Annotated in this window: 20 protein-coding genes; 9 read left to right on the forward strand and 11 right to left on the reverse strand. The window is 57.7% G+C overall.

The genetic code is table 11. The annotated features are described in order from the left end of the window. A partial coding sequence (locus tag F1542_RS02600) for a Dyp-type peroxidase (protein ID WP_193731666.1) occupies positions 1 to 992 on the reverse strand: 992 nt, incomplete at its 3' end. Positions 993 to 1312: 320 nt separating this feature from the next. Here F1542_RS02600 and F1542_RS02605 point away from each other — a divergent pair. Beyond that, positions 1313 to 2035 carry an aspartyl/asparaginyl beta-hydroxylase domain-containing protein gene (locus F1542_RS02605; protein ID WP_193731701.1) on the forward strand — a complete coding sequence of 241 codons (723 nt, stop codon included), beginning with the start codon at positions 1313 to 1315 and terminating at the stop codon, positions 2033 to 2035. 87 nt (positions 2036 to 2122) lie between these two features. Here the strand turns inward: F1542_RS02605 and F1542_RS02610 are convergent, their stop codons facing one another. Beyond that, positions 2123 to 2278: a hypothetical protein gene (locus tag F1542_RS02610; RefSeq protein WP_193731667.1), complete on the reverse strand. Its 156-nt coding sequence runs from the start codon at positions 2276 to 2278 to the stop codon at positions 2123 to 2125. A 182-nt stretch (positions 2279 to 2460) separates the two neighbouring features. Further along, positions 2461 to 4557 carry an acyltransferase family protein gene (locus F1542_RS02615; RefSeq protein ID WP_193731668.1) on the reverse strand — a complete coding sequence of 699 codons (2097 nt, stop codon included), beginning with the start codon at positions 4555 to 4557 and terminating at the stop codon, positions 2461 to 2463. Between the two features lie 293 nt (positions 4558 to 4850). Between F1542_RS02615 and F1542_RS02620 the strand changes: the two genes are divergently transcribed. After that, entirely contained in the window at positions 4851 to 5633 is a 783-nt protein-coding gene (locus F1542_RS02620) for an alpha/beta fold hydrolase (RefSeq protein ID WP_193731669.1), read from the forward strand. Positions 5634 to 5647: 14 nt separating this feature from the next. Here the strand turns inward: F1542_RS02620 and F1542_RS02625 are convergent, their stop codons facing one another. Both F1542_RS02625 and tmpT read right to left on the reverse strand, forming a co-directional pair. Further along, a complete protein-coding gene (locus F1542_RS02625) occupies positions 5648 to 5806 on the reverse strand; it encodes a hypothetical protein (protein ID WP_193731670.1) in 159 nt (52 codons plus the stop codon). 73 nt (positions 5807 to 5879) lie between these two features. Next, positions 5880 to 6557 (reverse strand): thiopurine S-methyltransferase, encoded by a 678-nt coding sequence (gene tmpT, locus F1542_RS02630; protein WP_193731671.1) that lies wholly within the window; start codon positions 6555 to 6557, stop codon positions 5880 to 5882. Between the two features lie 257 nt (positions 6558 to 6814). On the opposite strand from tmpT, the gene F1542_RS17035 reads away from it, so the two are divergent. The 5 genes from F1542_RS17035 to F1542_RS02655 all read left to right on the forward strand — a co-directional run bounded on the left by F1542_RS17035 (position 6815) and on the right by F1542_RS02655 (position 12582). Further along, positions 6815 to 7762 (forward strand): hypothetical protein, encoded by a 948-nt coding sequence (locus F1542_RS17035; protein ID WP_346011746.1) that lies wholly within the window; start codon positions 6815 to 6817, stop codon positions 7760 to 7762. A 189-nt stretch (positions 7763 to 7951) separates the two neighbouring features. Further along, positions 7952 to 9007, forward strand: coding sequence for an NAD(P)-dependent alcohol dehydrogenase (locus F1542_RS02640; RefSeq protein ID WP_193731672.1), 1056 nt, complete (start codon positions 7952 to 7954; stop codon positions 9005 to 9007). Positions 9008 to 9085: 78 nt separating this feature from the next. Beyond that, the gene (locus F1542_RS02645; RefSeq protein ID WP_193731673.1) at positions 9086 to 10465 is read left to right on the forward strand and encodes an MFS transporter; all 1380 of its coding nucleotides are present in this window, start codon (positions 9086 to 9088) and stop codon (positions 10463 to 10465) included. After that, on the forward strand, positions 10465 to 11433 hold the full coding sequence (locus F1542_RS02650; RefSeq protein ID WP_227672412.1) for an AraC family transcriptional regulator: 969 nt from the start codon (positions 10465 to 10467) through the stop codon (positions 11431 to 11433). The genes F1542_RS02645 and F1542_RS02650 overlap by 1 nt, the downstream gene beginning before the upstream one ends. A 195-nt stretch (positions 11434 to 11628) precedes the next feature. After that, complete coding sequence (locus F1542_RS02655; protein ID WP_193731675.1) at positions 11629 to 12582, forward strand: DMT family transporter; 954 nt, start codon at positions 11629 to 11631, stop codon at positions 12580 to 12582. Between the two features lie 36 nt (positions 12583 to 12618). Here F1542_RS02655 and F1542_RS02660 read toward each other — a convergent pair whose 3' ends face one another. The 6 genes from F1542_RS02660 to F1542_RS02685 all read right to left on the reverse strand — a co-directional run bounded on the left by F1542_RS02660 (position 12619) and on the right by F1542_RS02685 (position 18515). Next, complete coding sequence (locus tag F1542_RS02660; protein ID WP_193731703.1) at positions 12619 to 13206, reverse strand: cupin; 588 nt, start codon at positions 13204 to 13206, stop codon at positions 12619 to 12621. Positions 13207 to 13624: 418 nt separating this feature from the next. Further along, positions 13625 to 14266: a Crp/Fnr family transcriptional regulator gene (locus tag F1542_RS02665; protein WP_193731676.1), complete on the reverse strand. Its 642-nt coding sequence runs from the start codon at positions 14264 to 14266 to the stop codon at positions 13625 to 13627. A gap of 259 nt (positions 14267 to 14525) precedes the next feature. Next, positions 14526 to 15179 (reverse strand): TetR/AcrR family transcriptional regulator, encoded by a 654-nt coding sequence (locus tag F1542_RS02670; RefSeq protein WP_227672413.1) that lies wholly within the window; start codon positions 15177 to 15179, stop codon positions 14526 to 14528. A gap of 119 nt (positions 15180 to 15298) precedes the next feature. Continuing rightward, positions 15299 to 15760, reverse strand: a complete 462-nt coding sequence (locus tag F1542_RS02675; protein ID WP_193731677.1) for a hypothetical protein — start codon at positions 15758 to 15760, stop codon at positions 15299 to 15301. Between the two features lie 429 nt (positions 15761 to 16189). Further along, positions 16190 to 17545, reverse strand: coding sequence for an amino acid permease (locus tag F1542_RS02680; protein ID WP_193731678.1), 1356 nt, complete (start codon positions 17543 to 17545; stop codon positions 16190 to 16192). 373 nt (positions 17546 to 17918) lie between these two features. Then, positions 17919 to 18515, reverse strand: coding sequence for a helix-turn-helix domain-containing protein (locus F1542_RS02685; RefSeq protein WP_227672414.1), 597 nt, complete (start codon positions 18513 to 18515; stop codon positions 17919 to 17921). Positions 18516 to 18891: 376 nt separating this feature from the next. Here F1542_RS02685 and F1542_RS02690 point away from each other — a divergent pair, with 376 nt between their 5' ends. Both F1542_RS02690 and F1542_RS02695 read left to right on the forward strand, forming a co-directional pair. After that, entirely contained in the window at positions 18892 to 20130 is a 1239-nt protein-coding gene (locus F1542_RS02690) for a lipase family protein (RefSeq protein WP_227672415.1), read from the forward strand. Positions 20131 to 20381: 251 nt separating this feature from the next. After that, a complete protein-coding gene (locus tag F1542_RS02695) occupies positions 20382 to 22634 on the forward strand; it encodes a TonB-dependent receptor (protein WP_193731681.1) in 2253 nt (750 codons plus the stop codon). Positions 22635 to 22648: the final 14 nt, after the last annotated feature.

The following is a 22648-nucleotide window of genomic DNA, read 5'->3' on the forward strand; positions in this document are numbered from 1 at the left end:
GTGGTGGGCGGGCTGGCCGGTGTGTCTTCGGTGCTGTCCGCAGGCACTGCCGTTGCGCCATATGTTGGCGCGGCGTCGAGAAAATCGGTGGTGGGAATGAAAAACAGCACGCCTGTCACCGCGCGGCTGACATCCAGCAGGCGATCGTAATTGCCCGGCGGGTTGCCAATGAACATGTTGTCCAGCATCTGTTCCACACGGGTGGGGGTTTTTGCGTATCCTATGAAATAGGTTCCGAATTCGCCCTTGCCCACTTCGCCAAAGGGCATGTTGTCGCGCACGATCTGCAGCTGTTCGCCATTTTCCTCGATATTGGTCAGGACATTATGGGCGTAGCTGGGCTTGGCGGCTTCGGGCAGTTCAATGTCCGACAGCTTCTTGCGGCCAATGATCTTTTCCTGCTGCTCGACGGGGATGGCGTCCCATTTTTTCAGGTCATGCAGATATTTCTGGATGATGACATAACTGCCGCCGGCAAAATCGGGATCCTCCTCACCAATGACCGTCGCATCGGTCGCGGCCTGGTTGACCGGGTTTTCCGTGCCATCGACAAAGCCCAGCAGGTCGCGGGCGTCGAAATACTTGAAGCCGTGGACCTCATCCACCACCTGCGCAACATTTTCCAGCCGGGCGGTGATGGCGGTCGCCAGTTCAAAACACAGATCCATACGCGTTGCACGGATATGGAACACCAGGTCACCGGGGGTGGCGGGGGCTTCATGCACGCCATGGATGGCGCGGAAAGGATGGAGTTCCCTGGGTTTCGGCCCCTTGAAAACACGGTCCCATGCGTCCGACCCGATACCCGTGACACAGGACAGCCGCCCGTCGGGAATGCGGAAACCCACCCCGCGCACCAGCGCCGACAGGTCGCCATACAGGTTACGCACCGTGGCGCCATCATCCCCGTCGCCGGGATCCAGCGTGAAGATCAGGAAAATCGCGGCGCTGGTCAATGTGGTGTCAACGGGCTGTGGTGTAACTGAAGGCACGCCTTACTCCCTGCATGGCGCCATGAACAACATGCGGCAGACCCGGCGCGGCTTAGGTCTGCGATTGGAAGCGGATGCTATACACTTCATGCATCATGCAAAAGGTCCGCCATGATGAATTCTTCCTATGTTCCATCGTGTCATGATCCGGATGCATCCCTGAACCCCGTTCCGGCGTTGGCATGTGGTTTCCCGCGTTCATGCGGGAATATCGCGGTCGGCAGTCCGAAAATCTGTCCTGCCGCGGCATGGAGGGAAGGGATGTTCATGCATGGTTGGCTGAAATATATTCCCCCGCCTCGGTCCAATTTCAGGGGGGAATGCATGTGGTGAAGAAGAAGACCATCTATCATTTGACCAAGAACCTGCGTGACAGGATTGATGCCTTCATCATGCGGTTTTCCCTGCTGCCCGATCAGGCCCTCTTTGATCCCCATGTCATGCAGTGGGTGCGCGACCTGGAACAGAACTGGGAAAGAATTCGTGACGAGGCGTTGCAGATGGCGGCAACCGACATTCCATCGCTGGGGGACATATCGCCCGATCATGGGCGTATTGCCGCCGACCGCCGCTGGCATTCCTTCTTTCTGGAAGGGTATGGTTACAAGCGTCAGGAAAACCGGGCGCGCGTCCCGACGACCGCGGCACTGATCGACCGGATCCCCAATTTATGCACCGCCAGCTTTTCCGTGCTGGAGGCAGGTTGCCACATTCCCCGCCACCGGGGCATGACCAAGGGCATGCTGACCTATCATCTGGCGCTGCATGTCCCGGCTGATCGCGAAAATTGCTGGATCCAGTTTGAAGAAGGCGACAGGCTGCATGTCTGTCCATGGACGGAAGGCAGATCGATACTGTTTGACGACACTTACAACCATGAAGTGTGGAACAACACGACCGACACCCGTTATGTCCTGCTGATTCAGGTCAGGCGGCCCTGCCGCTGGCCGGCGCGCCTGTTGATGGACGTTTTCTTTCGGGGTGTGCGATATTCACGATTTGTTCAGGATATTCGCAAAAATCTGGATCGACGGCAGACGTGACCCGCAATGCTTCCCGCCATCGTCGCGTAGTCCCTGCCTGCGGGGCGGAAACATGCCACATTCCGCGTGACCCTGTGCATGTACCGGTCACAGGGTAGTTGCGGGTGTCATGGGATCATGGTGTATGCGGCCTGCATGCGACATTGTGGGGCTGAACCCTGCCGCCCGCCGTGGTGGCATGGCCACCATGGGTTCCGTGATCCAGTAAACTGAATTGCCGTGGCCCATGACGGGGCGGGCCATATCATTCGTCCATGTCGGGACATCGCCGGGCATGCCGGGGGCGGCTGCGATCGGGAAGGATAACCCCGGAAGAATAAAAGGTTTCGGGTGCCACCCTTTTTCATAAAAGGCGGCATCCAGGCCATCTTCACCCCATGTCAGACAGTCCGTAAATGACAGGCACAGGGGTACCGGGCAGATTCTCAGTGAATGGCAACCTGTGCCGCATCGGATACGGGCAGCGGTATCGTAGGGATGGGGGGCTGTGCTGCAATTCGTGCCATGGGCTCACCCATCACAGGCAATAATCCGTCAAGTCGTGCCAGCAGGAAGTCGGCCCCCGCGCGCGACAGGTGCTGTGGGTCAACATAAAACGGGTTGTCCCCGTTGCGGAATTTGCATCCGGCAGGGGAACATAACCCGTCAGCCAGCGCGAAATAGCTGACGTCCTGCCTGTCTTCCACCGCATGGCGCACGACAGTCGCGACGGGTTGGGCAGGCACGTTGAGAAGGGTTGCTGGCGCGATTTCCCCGACTGCCCGGAATGACGGGTCCAGCATCTGCTCGGCATGCTGGCGCATGGGCATGAAGGCGGTCACCGCTTCCTTGGCGGGATCAAAGCGGAACTGGGGTACGTCCCCCAGCACGACGACATGCTTGTGCGCATTGACCAGTACCTGCGTTGTATTGCGTAACGCGATATCCAGCCGGACAAGGCTTGTGGCTACGCCATGGTCCACCATGTCCTGCGGGTCAGCATAGGCATCCCGCCCGGCATCCCCGGCAAAGGGTGCGGCCCAGTAACCTGCCAGCACCACGGTCTGGACATGCGGGTCATGCATCACGGCGGCAAAGGCCTGCGCATTATACTGCGCGCATTGCATGGCATGGCCGGGATGGGTGGGCATGAGTCGCGTGGTCCCCAGCAGGGGCGGGCATGAGGATTTCGTAAACTGCACGAAATCAAAACCGGCCCGGTCCGCCATATGCGACAGGGATGCGGCCAGTGCGGATGCATGACTGTCCCCCAGCAGGGCGATGCGCGGGCGTCCCGTATCATGCACGCAGCGTGACGACAGGTTCAGGCTGGTAACCCCGTAATTGGCCAGGCAGGGTTCGCCCCGCCCTTCCGCCAGAACCCGTTCGGCAAAGGTCAGGGCCGGGTCAAAACGCCGGGACAGGCCATTGGATACATAGACCACCGCCAGCATGCTGACAGCCAGCGCAAGGCTGCCCGCGTACCGTGTCACAACGACAGGGGCGCTGCCGCTTCCGCGCCGGAATGGCTGTTCGATATAGCGCCATGACAGCGCGGCTGGCGCCAGTGATACGATCCCGGCACCCGCAAGTAGCAGCGGCGATGGCGCGCGTGCCGAACACAGCCAGATGAACGCCATAAGCGGCCAGTGCCACAGATACCATGAATAGGATATGCGACCGATCCATATGAATGGCCGCGTGGACAGGATGGCGCGGTTGACAAAACTGCCATCCGAAAGCAGCAGTGCCAGCGTGCCGCCAACCGGCAGGAGGGCGGCCAGACCGGGAAAGGGGGTATGTTCATCAAAAATGAATATCGATAGCCCGACAAGAAAAAAACCCGTCCAACCAATGAAATGATTGACGGGACGGGGAAAGGTTAAAGCATAGTTCGATTTCGCTACGGCAAGGAACGTGCCTGCGCCCATTTCCCACGCTCGCGTGGGCAGCAGGTAGAATACGGCGGCGGGCCACCGACCCAGCCCGAACTGCGCCACGCACAGTGACCCAAGGCATAGCGCCCCGATCACGCACAGTACAATGACATGCCGCAAGCGGCCGATTGCAAGTAAAAGCAGGGGAAAAAACAGGTAGAACTGTTCCTCCACTCCCAGCGACCATGTCATGAGGAACGGGTTGAGATGGGCATCGGGGGAAAAATAACTGATCTGTTTCCAGAACAGTATATTGGACCACCCAAGTAATGCGCTTATCGCCCCCAGACTGGTCTGGCGTAATTCCGCCGGGCTGGAAAACAGCAGCCCCGCCAGCATGACTGCGGTGATGATGAGCATGAGGGCCGGCAGGATACGCCGGGCGCGCCGGGCGTAAAACCCGACAAAGCTGAAGGTTCCCAGCCGGATATCCCTGTAGACGATGCCACCGATCAGGAAGCCGGAAATAACAAAGAAAATATCCACGCCAACAAATCCCGACTGTACAGGATAGATGCTGGCATGAAACAGAACGACAGCCGTTACCGCGATTGCGCGCAGGCCATCAATATCGCGCCGGTAATTGGCGTGCAGATTCAGGCTCATTGGGGAGATCACCCTATAGGAAGCTGCGTGAAACAGATTGAGGGTGACCTTGCGATCCCACACAATTTGTCAACGTGAATAAAATGTAAAGAGTGGTGCCGGTTTCATTTGCTGTATCATTTCTTTACAAATAAAAGGGACTGTGCCTGATCTGCATCAAGATGCAGTGCAGCAGGCAGGCGTTGCGGCCATGCGCATGTGACCCACCGCACAGAATTATGAAAGGCGGGAATTACCCGCTCCCCCTAATATGGCCCGGATATTTCAGGAAAAGAACCGGAGCCTACGACCCCATGCTGCTCAACACCATCGAACTTGGCCCCGACAACGGTGACCTGTCCCTGCCACCCGTCGTCTTCCTGCATGGACTGTTCGGGCGGGCGCGCAATTTCGGGTTTTTTCAGCGCCGTATCGCAGCAACCCGTCGCACGCTGGCGCTGGACCTGCGCAATCATGGCGCAAGCCCGCATGGTCCGATGGACTACCCGACCCTTGCCGCTGATGTATGCGAAACACTGGCCGCCCATGACGCATTGCCCGCCACCGTGGTGGGACATTCGATGGGGGGAAAGACCGCGATGATGCTGGCGCTCAGCTTTCCTGCCGAGGTCCATTCGCTGATGGTGGTGGACATAGCTCCCAGCGAGGGTGGTTTTTCACAGTCCCATGAACTGGCCCGCAGGCTGGCTGAACTTCCGCTGCCTGATTTTCTTGATCGTGCCGGGGCGGAAGCGTGGCTGGGTCAGGTGATTGCCGAAAAGCCCGTGCGTGATCTCATGCTGATGAATCTCGACCTGGGGGAAAAGCCACGCTGGACCATCGGTCTGAAGGACATTGCGGCGTCCATGCCGGCCATCATTGACTGGCCCGACGTGCTGCCCTGCACCCGTTATGACGGCCCAACCCTGTTTGTGGCCGGTGGACATTCACATTACATCCAGCCCGACAATTATCCCGTCATGCGCAGGCTGTTCCCGCATTACCGGCTGGAAACCATACCGGATGCCGGGCACTGGGTGCATGCGCAGGCACCGCAGGCGTTTCTGGCCGCGCTGGAACGTTTCCTGCAGATCTGAATGGCGCACTGTATTCAGTGATCGGTGTGGGGGCCACGGCTCCAGTGCTGGTTGGTGTTGCGGTACTCCATTGCCGTGCCTTCATCACGATAGGGATGGGGATGTTTGTGGCCATGGCAGCCTGCGGCGGGCAGGACGATAAGGACGGTTAAAATCCTGATGATGTGAAGCATCGCAACCTCCTGCGGATGCGGCCTGAACGTCCGTATGGTCGGGAAGTTTTGTCATACGGCCTGCCGGCCTGCATCATGTGGCGTGGGTAGGGTCGTCCCGGAAGCCTGCCTCCCGGCGCGGCTTCATGATCCATACGCTTTCCGTTGCTGGACAGACCCCCTTCAGGCCGCCCGGCACGGCCCTGTGCGCCACACAGTCAAGGATAAACGTATCACCGTAATAATGCCGCAGTGCATTTTCATCGACCGAAAATGGCGGCCCCGCCTTGCGTGACTGGTCATATTCCATACTGACCAGAAGTTCAGGCGCAGCATTGGTGATGCTGACAAGGTGCCGGGCATAGGCCACGCGGATGGGGGCGGGCAGGGCGATCAGCGCCGCACGGTCATAGACGGCGTCAACATGACCCAGTGCTGCCTGCGTCAGGTTGAAAATGTCGCCTGTCCAGACGCACAGGTGTCCTGCCTCGTACCGCACCAATGGGCCGACAGGTGAAATGCGTGGCGTAAGCCCCAGTTCGGAAAAAAGCCCCGTTACGGCAATCGGGCTCAGTTCAATGCCCGCAACCTGACAGCCGTGTTCAAGCAGCCAGTGAATATCACGGCTTTTGCCGCATAACGGTACAAAGACCCGTGCGCCGTCAGGCAGGCTCAGGGCCCCGAAATGATCGGTCAGCAGGGGATTGGGCCGTGGTTCGTGAAAGCCGATTTCATTACGCTGCCATTTGCCGTGCCAGAAGGTTTTATCCATCGCGTCGTGTGCCCTCAACCCGCTTCATATCCACAATACAGCGGCCACAATACTGCTATTCCCACCGGTGCGAAAGACAAAGGCCCCGTAACCCGTGCCGGGTTGCGCCAGTGGGGTAATTATGGTTTCCACACACCGTCAACCCTGCGTTCAGAACTGATGGATCGGTGCGGATACACAACAGGAATATATGGTATCAATTCTGTCTGGTATTTCTGGCTACGATCGGGACAGTTGGCGGGTGTCTGTATCTGTTCGTGGTACTGGTTGATCCGTGGGGCGGGCTGCCCCTGTCATTGCCGCTGCACCGGTTGCCGGTGACCAGCAACGCGCGCTTTACCATGCCCATGCTGGCACAAAGGCCAGGGTTTGATTCCGTCATGCTGGGCACATCAACGGGCCGTCTGATACGGCCTGCGGTCATGGATGGTCCATTCGGGGCGCATTTCCTGAATATGGCGATGAACAATGCCCAGCCCCATGAGCAGTACCGCCTGCTGCTTGAATTCATGCATTACCATCCCGCCCCGAAGGTCGTGATGGTCGATATAGACCGTTCATGGTGCCTGTATGGTCCCAAACAGGTGCCGCTGAACCCGGAGCCGTGGCCTGACTGGATCTATCAGCAATCCCCATGGATGGGTTACCTGCACATGGCCAACCTGTATGCACTGCAGGAAGCCGGTAATGAATTCATGCTGCAGGTCGGGCTGCGCCATGAACATTACGGGGAAGACGGCTACACCAGTTTCGTGGGGCCAGATGCCAGCTATACCCGTGCGCGCGTTGACAGGATGTTTGCCCAGTGGGGGCCGGACCATATGCCGCCGCCGCCCGATCCCGTGGCGCCCGCCCCGGCCATGCAGGTGTATCTGCCGCTGATCCTGCATGCCGTGCCGGATACGACATTACGTATCATCTGGTTTCCGCCGGTGCAGGCCATCCGGCATAACCCGCAGGGGTCGATGTATGACGCCATGTTCAGTGCCTGCCACCGCCATGTGGCGTCCGTGACCGCAGGCATGCCCAATACGCTGGTGATTGATTTTGATATTCCGGGCCCGATCATCAATGATCGTGACATGTTCTGGGACCCGATCCATTACCGGCTCATGACAGCGGACCGTATCATGAAAGATATCATTACGGCGTTTCATGACCGGGCGTACCAGTCTGCGGACTATACTGTCATATCGGGCCCATAGGGACCGGCCGGGCAGGACGCTGCGCGTCACGAATGCGTGACGTTATGCCATTTTCTGGCGGAAATGCACGGATGTCAAAAAAGTATCATTTTCCGGCAAAAGATGGGCTAGACGCGTCATGGCCTGATCTTTTCATATGACTTCGCCAAAAACAAAAAGAAGGGGCGCCCGAAGGGCGTCAGGCAATAAATGGCGGAAGCTCTGGTCCTGGAACGCCAAGGCGTTCTTTCCATCCGTGATATCGACCTGCCACAGGAACTGGGGCCTGATGACGTGCGCATCAGGATCCATACAGTCGGGATCTGTGGCAGCGATGTCCATTACTATACACACGGGCGCATCGGTCCCTTTGTCGTCAATGACCCGATGGTGCTGGGGCATGAAGCGGCCGGTACGGTTATTGAAACCGGGTCGCGCGTCAAAAATCTGAAAATCGGTGATCGTGTCTGCATGGAGCCGGGCATTCCCGATCCCATATCGCGGGCGTCGCGCATGGGGATCTACAATGTCGACCCCGCCGTGACGTTCTGGGCAACGCCCCCCGTCCATGGTTGCCTGACGCCCACGGTGGTCCATCCGGCATCCTTTACCTATCGCCTGCCCGATAACGTGTCCTTTGGTGAAGGGGCAATGGTCGAACCCTTCGCCATTGGTGTGCAGGCCGCGGTCAAGGCTGCGATCAAACCCGGTGATACCTGCCTGGTCACCGGGTGCGGGCCGATCGGGCTCATGACCGCACTGGCTGCGCTGGCGTCCGGGGCGGGGGTGGTGTTCATATCCGACCTGGCCGCGCCGAAACTGGAAATAGCCGGTCGTTATGACGGAATTGAACCGATCAATGTCCGTGATGAAAAGCCGCGTGATGTCATATCCCGCCATCTCGGCACTGACTGGGGCGCGGATGTGGTGTTTGAGGCCAGCGGCTTTGCCGGTGCGTATGACGATGTCCTGTCCTGTGTGCGCCCGGGCGGGACGGTGGTGTTCGTGGGAATGCCGGTGGAAAAGGTGCCCTTTGACATGGTCGCCGCGCAGGCGAAGGAAATCCGCATGGAAACGGTTTTTCGCTATGCCAATGTGTATGAACGCGCCATTGCCCTGATCGCGTCGGGCAAGGTGGACCTCAAACCGCTTATTTCAGAAACGTTTGCATTCACACAGGGCGTTGCGGCGTTTGAACGTGCGGCGTCGGCATGTCCTGCGGATGTAAAGCTGCAGATCACGATGCCGGGGGTGGCCCCCACCTGACCGCCTGCGTGGCGTTACGCCACTTACGGCAGGTGGCATGCAGGCTGCCTGCCCAATAAAAACAAAAGGCATGAAAAAATGAATGCCACGAACAATGCCGCAAATCATGGCGGCACATCCATCAATCCCCCCGCATCCCCGATCATATGGGGCATGCCGGTGGTGCTGTTCTGGGGTTATATAGCGGTTGCGCTGTATATGACCGGCGACGGGATCGAGGTTGCGTTCCTGTCCAAATACGTGACCGGCATAGGGTTTTCCGCCCGTCAGGCCGGCCTGCTGTTTACCGTGTACGGGGCGACGGCGGCGGTGGCAAGCTGGCTGTCCGGCGTGCTGGCGGAAGTGTACGGCCCCCGGCGGATCATGGCCATCGGGACGCTGTGGTGGGTCGTGTGCCATGTCGCGTTCCTGTCCGGTGGGGTCATGCGGCATGACTTTGTGCTCATGCTGGTGTTCTACGGATTGCGCGGGTTTGCCTATCCGCTGTTTTTCTATGCATTCTTCTTCTGGATCGTGCAGCGCACGCCCGATCACCGGCTGGCTTCGGCCATTGGGTGGGTGTGGTCCATGTTCACGATCGGTTACGGCATCATCGCATCCTTCCTGCCCAGTTTCACCATTCCCGCCATTGGTTTCCTGCCAACGTTGTGGATGTCTCTGGCATGGGTCGGGTGTGGTGGCCTGCTGGCGTTTTTCGCCATACGTGATGATGCGCCTGCCGCGATTGACCGTGATGCGGGGCGCAGCGTGCGCCACCAGTTGACCGAAATCAGCCGGGGCCTGACGCTGATCGTCCATAACCGCGATATCGCGCTGGCACTGGTCACGCGGATCATATGCAACCTGTCGCTGTTCGGTTTCCCGGTGGTGATGCCGCTGTTTTATACTTCGGCCGAAGGCGGGTTCACCATGCCGCAATGGCTGCGGATATACGGCATATTCTTTGTGGTGCAGCCCTTTACCAATGTCATGTGGGGGATTGTGGGTGACCGGATCGGCTGGCTGCGGCAGATGCGCTGGGCCGGTTTCGTGGGGTGTGGCATTGCCACGCTGGCGTTCTACTACCTGCCGCACGCAGCCCCGGGCAACATGGCGGTGGCGATTTTCGCGGCCCTGCTGTTTGCGCTGACGATCACGTCCTTCGTGCCCATGGGGGCGATCTTTCCCATGCTGGCACCCGAACACAAGGGGGCGGCGGTATCGGTGCAGAACCTTGGTGGCGGCCTGGCCAATTTTGCCGGGCCGGCGCTGGCGACGGTGCTGGTGTCGGGATATGGCACGCAGGGCGTGGTGATTGCGTTTGCAGCGCTGTATTTCCTTGGCGCGGGGCTGACAGGCTTCATCCGGCTGGTGCAGCCCCGTGGCGTCCATGCCATGGATGTCGCTTCCAGCGCCAAGGCGCAGGCGGTGCGTGAGGGGATGGATACCACGCTCCCATCGCATACGCTGGCGGAGTGATGCCGCCCCGTGTGGGGGAAAGCCGCGCGGTAAGCCCCCCGGTATTCGAGGTCATACAGCCCGGCCCGCGACAGAGCTTTGTCTGGCACTGCCATGACTACCCTGCCGCCTGTGCACGATGGAACTATCACCCCGAATATGAACTGCACCTGATTACGGCCGGGACGGGTCATTTCATGGTGGGGGATTTCCTAGGCACGTTCGCTCCCGGCCATCTGGTGCTGGTGGGGCCGGACCTGCCGCATGGGTGGTTCAGTGACCTGTCGGCGGGTGAGCGGATTGAAGGGCGCGATATCGTATTGCAGGCCCACGGTGACTGGCTGCAACGGCTGGTCAGCCTGTGCCCGGAACTGGAAACGGTGTCCGCCCTGCTCGCGGATGCGCGGTACGGGGTCGTATTTACCGGGCCAACGGTGCCTGTTCTGGGCGCGGGGCTGGCGGCAATGGGGGATATGAATGATGCGGCGCGCCTTGCGGCCCTGATCGGTCTGCTGTCGGGGCTGGCGGCCTGCCCGCGGCAGCGTCTGACGGGCATCGCCCCGTTTGGCGGGGAAGGGCAGGCGCGGGTCGCGGACCGGGATCTTGAACGCATGGACCGGGTGATCCGGCACCTGCTGTCAGGTGGCGCGCATGATATCCGCCAGGCGGACATGGCCCGTCAGGTCGGGTTGGGCGGGCCTGCGTTTTCACGCCTGTTCCGCCGGGCGACGGGTACGACCTTCGTGTCCTTCATGCGCAGGCTACGGGTCAGTCACGCCTGTCGCATGCTGGCGGAAACCGATGCGTCCATTGCCGAAATCAGCAGTGCCGCAGGCTTTGCCAACCTGTCCAATTTCAACCGGCAGTTTCTGGAAATATGCGGCACCACGCCGCGGCGCTACCGTCAGGATGTCCGCAGCCTGAGCCGCGTGGATGCCCCGTTGGCCCGCGCCGGTACAGGGGCAGCATGTCCCGGATTGACCGGCTGAAAAATTTCAGGCATCGGCTGTCGGGGCTTTCCCGTCGAGCACGGCTTGTGTCCGCTGTTTTGAAAAAGGGCATGATATTGCGGCATGATTTCTGACACGGGTGGCGCGCGGGCATATCAGGTCATCTCATCCAATGTTGGCCCTGCCTTTCTTTTGCATTCATAGTGCTGTCTCCTTCGGCTACGGGCAACGCAGATGAACATGTCTTTCTTTACTTCGGGGATGATGCTGGCCTTTGCGGCATATTCCTCCTTTTCGGTCAGTGACGCGTATTCAAAGCTGCTGGCCGGTCAGCTTGATCCGTTCGAGGTCGCGTTTTCAGGTGGTGTGTTCGGTTTCCTGATCATCCCGTTCATCCGCAGGCCCAATGAATCCCTGCGCGATATCTTTTCCCCCCAGCGTCCGGGCATGTGGGTGGTGCGCGCGATCGCCATTTTTGCCTCCACCGCCGCCAGTGTCGAAGCCTTCATGCTGCTGCCCATGCCCGAAGCGCTTTCGCTCATGTTCCTCATGCCGTTTTTCGTGACGGTCCTGTCGGTCACGCTGCTGCGTGAAAAGGTATCCGGCTGGGCGTGGCTTTCGGTCATCCTGGGGTTTGTGGGGGTGCTGATCGTGCTGCGGCCCGGCGTGCGGGCGCTGCATCTGGGGCATCTGTGCGCCGTGATCGCGGCGGTGGCCAATGCCGTTGGCGTCATTGCCTACCGCCTGGCGGGCAACGATACGCCACGGCTGTCGCTGTTTGGGTCCAGCCTGTTTGGCCCGCTGGTGGGTGATGGGCTGCTTATGCTGGGGCATGCGCACTGGCCGCATGGGCTGAAGACGTGGATGTTCCTGTTCGGTTACGGATTTCTGGCAGCGCTGGGCCAGTTGCTGATGATGATGGCGACAGCCCGCGCGCCCGCCAACCGGGTGGCCCTGCCGCAATACAGCCAGATGCTGTGGGCGGTGGCGTTCAGCTATTTCCTGTTTCACCAGCCGCTGGATAACTGGACGATTGTCGGTATTATCGTTGTCACCCTGTCGGGCATGCTGAACTGGATCCGTCAGCGTATCCATTTCGAACGTCTGGCATTGGAAGAACGGCTGGAGCGGCATCGGCACAGGCATGATCCCGCCCGGGCCACGACCATTCAGGTTCCCATGAAATAACCAGACCCGTCCGGGGCCGGGTGACGGGGCGGCCCGTCAGTAACGCCATTGCCGCGTCGTGGGGCCATGTGTTCCCATGACCGGGTCGGAAGCGGGGAAGGGCAGGGACGCCAGCCGGGTACGCTGTGGTCCGTTGGGGGCCTGGCGCACGATATCGAAATCCTGCCCCGGCGGATAGGCCCCCACCACCGCGAAATCAGGGCTGGAGTCCATGTTCATATGACCCGTGCCCGCAGGCAGCAGGGCGATGTCACCGGCCCGGATTTCCACTTCCCGCGCGCCCGCGCCACCCAGCATGAGCCGTGCATGACCGCCATAAAAGCCCAGCACCTCATGCCCCATGGTATGATAATGATGAAAGGAATAGACTCCGTTGCGCCATTGCGGCGGCCAGCCATTACGCTGGAACAGGCTTTCGAACATGGCCGCCGGGTCATTCCCGCTTATGGGCAGGGCATTGCGGTATACAATAACCGGCAGCTGCGGATTATTGGGCACCCAGTCATTGGCGCGCAGGATGAAACTTTCGATCCGGGCCGGTGTCGCGGCGGCGGCCCGGATACGGCCAGCACCAAGTGAAAGCCCCAGTCCCGTCAGGATGGAATTGAAGGAACGCCGTTCCATCATGTTACCCCCTTGTGTCAGCGGCCATTTGAAAACAATTTATCCATAAAAGACAATAAAGGTTTCCGGCTAATGTTCTTGTGTCAAAAAGGCGACGTTGTCGGAAACAGCCTGTCATCATAAGAGACTGTTTGAAAACAACCAATTGATAAAAAACAATAAAAGTTTTTGGATGCTGCCTTTTTTCAAAAAGGCGGCGTTCTTTTGAAGCTTTTTTCAAAAATCGTTGGAAAACGCCACCTTTTTGAAGAGAAGAAAGGTGGCACCCGGAAACTTTTATTGTTTTCAAACAGTCTTGAATGCAGAACGCACGAAATGCCCGGCCGGACGCATCGTGCCGCTTGGCATTATTGCGCCCATCACCCGACAGTATGCATATTACTGCCGCCAGACAGGGCAAGCCCGCACGGTTTACCGGTCAGATGATCGCCCTGATCCTGTCGCGATCTATCTTTATGCGTTGGGCGGACAGGCGCTGTATCAGGCCCATATCCTCAAGTTCCTTGAGTGTCCTGCTGGTGGTCTCGATGGCAAAGCCCAGGTAATCGGCAATATCCTTGCGGTCCATGGCCAGTGTCAGGATATTGGACTTGCGGTCAAAAAAATCCGTCTGCCTGCTGCATTCCAGCAGGAAACCGGCCAGCCTTTTGACCACAAGGGGATAGGTCGCCAGCAGCAGGTGACGTTCCGCCGTTTTCGCATAATCCAGCGCCTGTTGTAAAAACAGCGTCTGGATGCGGGGATAGATCTCTACCAGATCCTTCAGCGCGGGATAGGAAATCTGGAACAGGTATGTATCCACCAGGGTAATGGCGGATGTATGGTACATCCCGTTTTCCAGGCTGCCGAACATGTCATCAGCCCACAGAAAGGCGAAAATTTGGTTGCGCCCGTCCTTCAGGTGGTGTTCCAGGCGTACGGCACCCGAACGGATACGATAAACGTAATTCCCCGGATCCCCTTGGGTGTAGATACGGCGCTTGGCGGGCCGGTGTATTCTGGTCGAGATCGCATTCAGCGCCTCCCGTTCCGCACTGGTCAGTTTAAAGCTACTGAACATTATGATTATCTATTTCTCTATCGTAATAATTCATGGCGCAAATGCCATGAAACGCCGTATCGACCGAAATCCGTAACCGGCCCGTTTCCCGACCATGTGGAAGGGAAGGCGGGATCGGTCATTCTGAATTATATATACGATACCGTTCCGTCTCGCAACATGGCATGATCACGCATCATAAAAAACGGCCTGCGTGCACAGGGTTTCAGTCAGGGGAAAACCGCCCGGGTCAGGCGGTCTTTCATGCCCTGTGGCGGTGTCAGGGGGCCGTGCGCCTGATGCCTGATATGAAGATCTGCCATGCCCGTTCAAAAAAGAGGTGGCGTGTCTGGGGGTCAATCAGCCTGTTCTGGCCCAGCAGGGTATTTTGCAAGGGCCAGCCAAGGACAAGGCCCATCAGGACGCGCGTGGTTTCTTCATGATCGGTGGATTCAATGTCTCCGGCATCGGCGGCGGCTTTCAGCAGACGGCTGATTGTTGCGACAAAGGGTTCCACGCTGGTCGCCATCATGTCGTCAACCACGGACGGGATGCGGTGCCCGTCCGCAATGACGATCCGGTAGGCTTCCACCGTTTCGGGACGGAGCATGAAGTCCAGGAAGAACTGGGCGATTTCCTTCGTCGCGAGCAACGGATTTTTTGAAGAGGCCTCGACCGCGCGGGCTTCTTCCAGCAGGTGCCTGCCACGTGCGCCCACCACCGCCTTGAACAGCACCGCCTTGGAGGAATAACGCCGGTACAGGCTGGCCTTGCTGCATTCCGCGACACGGGCAATCTGTTCAAGGGATGTCGCGGCATAGCCCTGTTTTACGAACAGTGCGGTCGCGACCTCAAGAACATGCCGGTCCAGTTGCGCCGATCCTTCTGGTGTCGGGCGTCCCCCTGTATGAAGTGGTCTTGGTGGTACAGGCATGCTTCCGTCCTTAACTACGGTCGATCAGTCAGGATATGCCCGCGCCCCACGTCATTTACAGGTCCGGAGTACTGCATATCCGCATCGGGATGCCAGAACTGCCGTCTTCATTCAAATGGTCATTGCGAATGGGTGGTCTCCGGCAGATGGAAGGAAAGGCGGCCAATCTGACCTGATATCTGCGCGCCACGGGTCCTTGCCTTCAGGTTGATATCCACGCCATGGGCGTTTTCCATGACAATGCCTGCCGTGCCGTGATGGATTGTCGCATTTCCCCCCACGGTCCAGTAAGTGCCATTGAAATCACGCACCCGCGCAAGATTCCGCACGCAGCCCTGACCCGACAGGGCGATGCCCCCCAGGCTCAATGCCCCGCCGCCGCGCACGGTAAAGGGATAGGCGTGGATGCCGTCATATAGCGTGCCCTTTCCCCACAGGTAGCCGATACCTGCACCCACCTGGTGGGCGGATATGTCAATCCGCGCGTCCGTGTCCGCGCATCCCGTCTGCGCATGGGCCATGCCATGGCCGGCAAGAAAGCCCATGAGGACCAGAAGGCCCGGATGCCTGAAGCAGTTCATGATGTGTCCAACGTGAAAGGGGATATGACATATTCGCGTTCCTTAACGGAACGGACCCGTTTCGTTTAATTTAGAAAAAAAGACCCGTCAATTCCAAAAACGGCACCAGTCCGTAGATGGATCAAGACCCGTGCCCGACAGGCGGAACAGACATCCGTTATCCAGATATTGAACGAAGGGGGCAGGGCGTATCACCAGCACCATCATCTGTCATGACAGCAAACCACACTGGCGTTGCATGTTACGGCGGGCAGAAACGAAACCCGGTCGCAGCCAGCACCGCGACCGGGAAGATATGTCATGGTGAAAGGTCAGGATTCACGCTGACCATAAGACGTGCATGCGTGGATGCCTGCGTTGACACAGCTTTCCTGTCCGGTTGTGACAGCTTTTCGTACAACCGGATTACGCATGGATTATCCGTATCCTTCAGCGCGCGTCAGGCGGGGCGGAGGACAGATCCCGATGGGGGGCATTGCCATCATGTCCCGGCAGGGAAAAATTTCCATACGCGCGCCGCGCCATCGCAATCACCACGACAAAAACCATCATGCCCACGCTGGTTTCCAGTTCATGCCGTGTATGTTCGACCTGGGCCATGGCGACAAGCGCGCAGAGCAGGAGAAGGATGGTCAGGAGAGAAAGCAGGTTGAAGCCGCATGCCCGGATGCGACACAGCGCGATAAGGAAGTACAGGAAAATGACAAATGCACCCGTTGCATTCAGCAGAAAGGCGAAAACAACGTCGGGTGAAAAGATTGCCGTAATCGCAATAAGTAGCGCCGCAGACGCACTGAACATGACCGTAATCCATGGTGCCTGCGTAACGGGATGAAGGCGCATGAAACAGCCCGGTGCATCCCGGACGGCAGCCAGTTCAAACATGACCCGCGACGTTGCGTACAGACCGGAATTCACGGTTGAAAGCATTGCGCAGACAATAACGATTTCCATCGCCGTGCCAGCAAAGGGAACATGCATTGCCCTGAGTGTATAAAGAAACGGCGACTGTCCCGCGACAAGGGAATTCCATGGAACAAGACACAGGATAAGCGCGATGGAAGTAAGGTAGAAGGCAACAATGCGAAAGGCGACGGTTCGCGCTGTACTGGCGACGTTGCGCGCCGGGTCGTCGGACTCTCCGGCGGCGATTGTCACGACTTCCGTGCCGGCCATTGAAAAAATGACGGAAGGCACGGCCGCCAGGATCGCCATTGTGCCATGTGGCAACAGGCCCTGACTGGCGATATTGTTCCATACCGGTACGTGTCCCTGTACCAGTATTGTGACACCGATCATTATGAACACCAGAATGGCGATGATTTTCAGCATTGAAAACCAGTATTCACACTCGCCATAAACATGGACGGCCAGAAGATTGGCGCCCGTCATGAAACCAAGGATCAGGAATTCGATCAGTCCATAAGGAATATGCACGACTGGCGCCAGTAATGATGCCAGCGCCATGCTTTCCATGCCCAGCGTCGTAACCCAGACCAGCCAGTAAATCCATCCGGTCATGAAACCGATCGGCGCGCCAAGGGTGTGGCGGATATGATTGACGAACGATCCCCTGTCCGGCGCGTGCAGCGCGATGTCACGCAACATGCAGTTGATAAGGAACGTCAGCAGGCCCGCCATGCCATACGACAGCAGGCTGGCGGGACCGGCGATGGAGATGGGAGTCGAGGCCCCAATGAAAAAACCCGCACCGATTATGCCGCCAATCGAGATCATGGCAATGTGGCGGGATCTCAGACTTTTGGCGAGCGGTGTCGAATTCATGCATAACCCTATGAATTTATTTTTATGATTATTTCATAATAGTAACGTTATGATCAATCCTTTATTCATGTGTCCTGAATATAATTAATATATTTTTTACGGATTAATATGAATCCGCATATGCCGGATCATTTCCCGGCCCATCCTTTCGTTTTCGGACGCAACAGATACAGCGTGCATCAGGTCGCACCCAGACCTGCCTGCTGTCTGGCTGGCCTATGCATGGCGCATCCATGGGGCGAGACGGGAACCACACCGCGCATGCGGTATCTATTGACGGACGGTGGGCAGGCGGGACCGTCAGTATTGCTGCGGGGCGGTAATGTAACAGGGCAGGCCGCATGCGTCAGTGGCGCTGCCCTGATGGAAGCGTTCAGGTTTCATCCGGCATCCAGGGCGCGCATCCAACCCACAGGAAGCGGGTCACGCCGTCATAGGCATTTACAAAACGGTGGGGCCGCGTGCTGGAAAAGCGAAAACTGTCCCCCTCGCTCAGCAGGAATTCCTGATCGTCTATGGAAACGATAAGCCGACCCTGCTGCACCAGTCCCGTTTCCAGTCCGGTATAGGAATATGGTGTCGCACCCGTATGGCCACCGGGTTCCAGCGTCAGGATGAACATCTGCAACGGGCAGTCACCCAGTGGCGTCAGGCGCTGCTTGGTGACGCCATCCGCCAGTACTGTCAGGCCGCGGCGGGAATTCCTGACAATAAAGGAATCATGTTGCGTATTGCAGTGATCTTCCAGGAATTCGGTCGCCGGTGTATGCAGGGCGGTGGCGATTACCACAAGTTCAGCTATGGATGGCGATGACAGTTCACGCTCAATCTGGCTGAGATACCCTACCGACAGGTCAACACGGTCCGCCACGGCCTGTAATGATAGTCCCATCTGTTTGCGGCGTTCACGTATGCGGCTTCCGACAGTTGTCCGATCGTCCTGTAATATCACCGCCTTGTCCTTTCCCATCAAATGGCACCACCTATTTTCATATATATGAAAAACCTGTTGCAACCCAAACGTTGCGGATGTTATACGAAAATCATACAAAACGTTCTGGTTCCTATACAATCGTCAGAACCTTTTGAAAATAGGCTTTATCTACGATGAACTAAAGAGATGTAGAGTTTTTATGCTGGCCATTTCGGCTCCGTGCGTGGGATTGAGTAAAACAGCCATATCCTGCCGTCTGCGCTACCATGATATGATTTCATGTTCATGAACAGTCTTTTGATGGCCCCCGCGACGTGCCATCTGGCGGTCATATGCCTGGTCACGGGGATGAAATATGGTCGCATGACAATGGTACAAGTCATTCAGAAATAATGGAATAGATGTAAGGTAGATGGGTATGGACAAGAACCTGTTGCTTGCGTGCGCGACCATCGCGTCACTATCGACCGCCACCATTGGCCTGGTATCCGGCGCCCGCGCGGATGACCAGTTGCCTGAAACCGTTCCCAAGGCAACGGCCCTCGAAGCCGCCGACCTCCTGCCCATCACGCCATTCTATACAACGCCGGGCAAGGGAGAAGTTTATCCGGGTGCATTGATCCGTTTTGAAAAAGCGACGGATTATACGCTGCCGCCGCATGTTTCCGCGTACCGGATCCTGTATCATTCACTCAGCGCGACACGGCAGGACGTGGTCAGTTCCGCATTTGTCCTGATCCCTGATGGCCCTGTGCCTACCTCCGGCTGGCCTGTCGTGGCCTGGGCGCATGGCACCAGCGGCGTTGCACAGGCCTGTGCGCCCTCGCGCATGAAGGATCTGTATTATGGCAGCGAGGGCCTGTTCAAATTTCCACAGGCGGGGCTTGCAGTCGTCGCCACCGATTATCATGGACTGGGAACGGTTGGCCCGCACCAGTACATGAACAAGGTTGCGCAGGCTTATGACGTCATCTATTCAGTCATGGCGGCGAAAGCGGCACTGCCCCAACTGGGTGCGGACTGGGTTGTGGACGGCCATTCACAGGGTGGCATGGCCAGCTGGAGTGTCGCGGAAATGGAGCAGCAGATCAATGATCCGCATTTCCTGGGCACGGTATCCGTTTCGGGCACGATCAATATGCTCGACTTCATTCACCCCCGCCGTGAAGAAGGCGGTGCGCCATTCTATCTGCCCATGGTGGCAGTTGGCCTGACGGCCCGTTATCCCGATTACAAGCCCCAGTCCATGCTGACCCCCGTGGGGATGGAACATTATGATGTCGTCGCCAGCAAGGGGTGCTGGTTTGTCGATTACGCGTCCTATTTCGGCAAGAGCGGTGATCAGATTACCCGGGACGGGTGGGTCCGTAACCCTGATGTCCAGGCCATGCTGAAGGAAGACGAGATCGGCAAGCTGAAAGTAAAGGGGCCGTTATTTGTCATTACCGGGGGCGGGGACGTGTCCGTGCCGCCGGGTGGTGTAAGGGATGTGGCGCGTGCTGCCTGCCATAATGGTATCAGCCTGGCGTTCCGGCTGTATCCCGGCCTGGATCATGACCCGACCATGGCCAATTCAACAGATGATCAGATCACATGGATCAAGGATCGTTTCAATGGAAAACCGCTTTCGTCTGATTGCGGCAAGTTCTGAATAATCAAGGCCGTCATGGGATGACGGACCCCGGTCATGCACAGTCTGGACCGTGATCCCATGGCAATATGACAGGCTGCCCGTGGCTGGCGTGTTATCTATACTTGTTAATTACGATACATAAATAAAATACGCGTTGGGATGTAATTGATGAATATCAATCGCAATCGGGGGGCCGTATGCCTGGGTATATAAGAAAATTCACATTTTTTATTCTGTCATCGACCATCATATTTGACGGTTTTCCGGCAATGGCCGCCACCGCGCGGGATGTTGCGCATAAACCCGCCAGCAAGACGGATACGGCCCATAAAACGGCTGAAACGGGCATTACCGCGCGCGGGGCGGGGGAAACGCTGCACGTTACCGGGGCGCGGTCTTATGGTGGCGGGCTGATCCGTAATGAAACGGCGGCCAAGTCTGTCAGCACGGTATCGCGTGAATATATTGCCAAGCAGGCCCCGGCATCAAACGCGCTTGCGCTCGTCAGCATGTCACCGGGTGCCAATGTATCCATGGGCGATCCGTTTGGTGTCTCCAATGAATCGACCATCAATGTCCGCGGCCTGAACCAGCAGGAAATCGGTTTTACCTTCGAAGGGGCGCCGATGAATGATTCGGATGATTACACCCCGGAAACCGCCAACTGGGTCGATAGCGAGAACATGGACAATGTCCAGTTACAGCAGGGCGCGCCCAGTATTGATACCCCCACGACAGCATCCTCGGGCGGGACGCTGGCGGTGCGGATGCGTGATCCCAAGCATACCCGTGGTGGGGAAATCGATGTAAGCTATGGCACACATCAGATGAACCGCCAGTTCATCCGTTACGACAGCGGCGATATCGCCAATACGGGATTGCGTGCCTTTGCGTCCTTTTCCGACCTGACCAGTCGGGCCTGGCGCGGACCGGGCCGCAATGACCGCAAGCATGTGGACTACAAGCTGATCAAGGAGTGGGGGGATGGCAACTACATTTCCCTGTCGGGTTCCTACAACAACGAACATACGGCATGGTACAGCACGCCAACCCTGAGTGACTGGAACAAATACGGGCTGAAGAACAATCCGAATGACCTGCAGGGCACCTATAAGTTTGGCGAGGGAAATTATTACAAGGCATGGACGGTCAGCTGGTCCGATTATATCCTCAGCGCACCCTCGCATTTCAAGCTGGCGCGCAACCTGACGCTGGATGTCACGCCCTATTTCTATCATGGCAGTGGCGATTATCCGTTCGGGGTTACGACCATTGGGACGACGGGGCCGTATTTTAACGGGACGCAGCAGGTTGATTCGCCTCTGGCCGGAAACCACTATTCAGAGGACGGCCAGACCGCCGTTACCGAAAACTGGCTGGGTGTGGAAAGTTTTACCGGTTTCAATTCGGCCCTGCATTACAAGGTCGCCAATCATGATCTCGTATTCGGGTACTGGTACGGTTATACCGACATGCATGTCGAGGAACCCCTGTCCGGACTTGATGCGGCCGGTAATTCAACCGGATACCTGCACCTGACGGATGGCACGCCACTTAGTGAATGGGCCTATCATACCATTACGCAGATCAATGCATTGTATGTCGGTGACACCATGCATTTCCTTAACAAGAAACTGACGCTGAACCTGGGTTTCAAGGAAGTCATGGCCGCCCGTAATGGCACGCTGAACCAGCCGGGACCACAGTACAACGCCAATTATTACTCGGCCAAGCCGCTGCCGCGCATGTCCATAAGTTACCGGGTCAACCCGCATGTCATGGTTTTCGGTAACGTGACGACCAGCTACCGCCTGCCACTGGGAACCGCGTTCTATAATCAGTATGACAGCCCGTGGGATGGTGGCACGTACCAGACCGCCAATACCCATCTGCATGATGAATACAGCGTATCGGAAGAAGTCGGCGCGCGGTACCATGACAAATGGATTACGGCGTCACTGACCCTGTTCAATTACAATTTCTCGCATCACCAGATTAACGAATATATTGCCAACATTCCCTACTATCAGGATGCAGGCAGCATGACGACGCGGGGATTTGATGGTGAACTGGCCATTCATCCCTGGCATCATATCTCGCCCTATGGGTCGGTTGAATATCTTTATGCGCGGCAGGATACGGATATCACAATGCACGGCGTCACCTATCATAATGCAGGCAAGATGGCGACTTCCGCCCCACGCTGGATGGCGTCGGCGGGACTGCAGTATGATGATGGCCGTTTCTTTGGCAGTGTGTCCCTGAAATATGTGGACAAGGAATACGGCACGTTCATGAATGATGAACAGATTGCCGGTCACAAGCAGGTGGACATGATGATTGGTGCCCGTGTGCCGGATATCGGCTTTCTCAAGGCCCCGTCGCTGCGCCTGAACGTCATTAACCTTGCAGATCATCACTATCTGTCCGGGGTCTATAATACCGGGGCCGTGGCGGGACAGGCAACGTATTACACGGCGCCGAATTTCGCGTGCCTGGGCACATTCAGCACCGGGTTCTGACGGGGGTTGGCGTT

It is taken from the genome of Komagataeibacter sp. FXV3 (genome assembly GCF_015155755.1).
Taxonomy (GTDB): Bacteria; Pseudomonadota; Alphaproteobacteria; order Acetobacterales; family Acetobacteraceae; genus Komagataeibacter.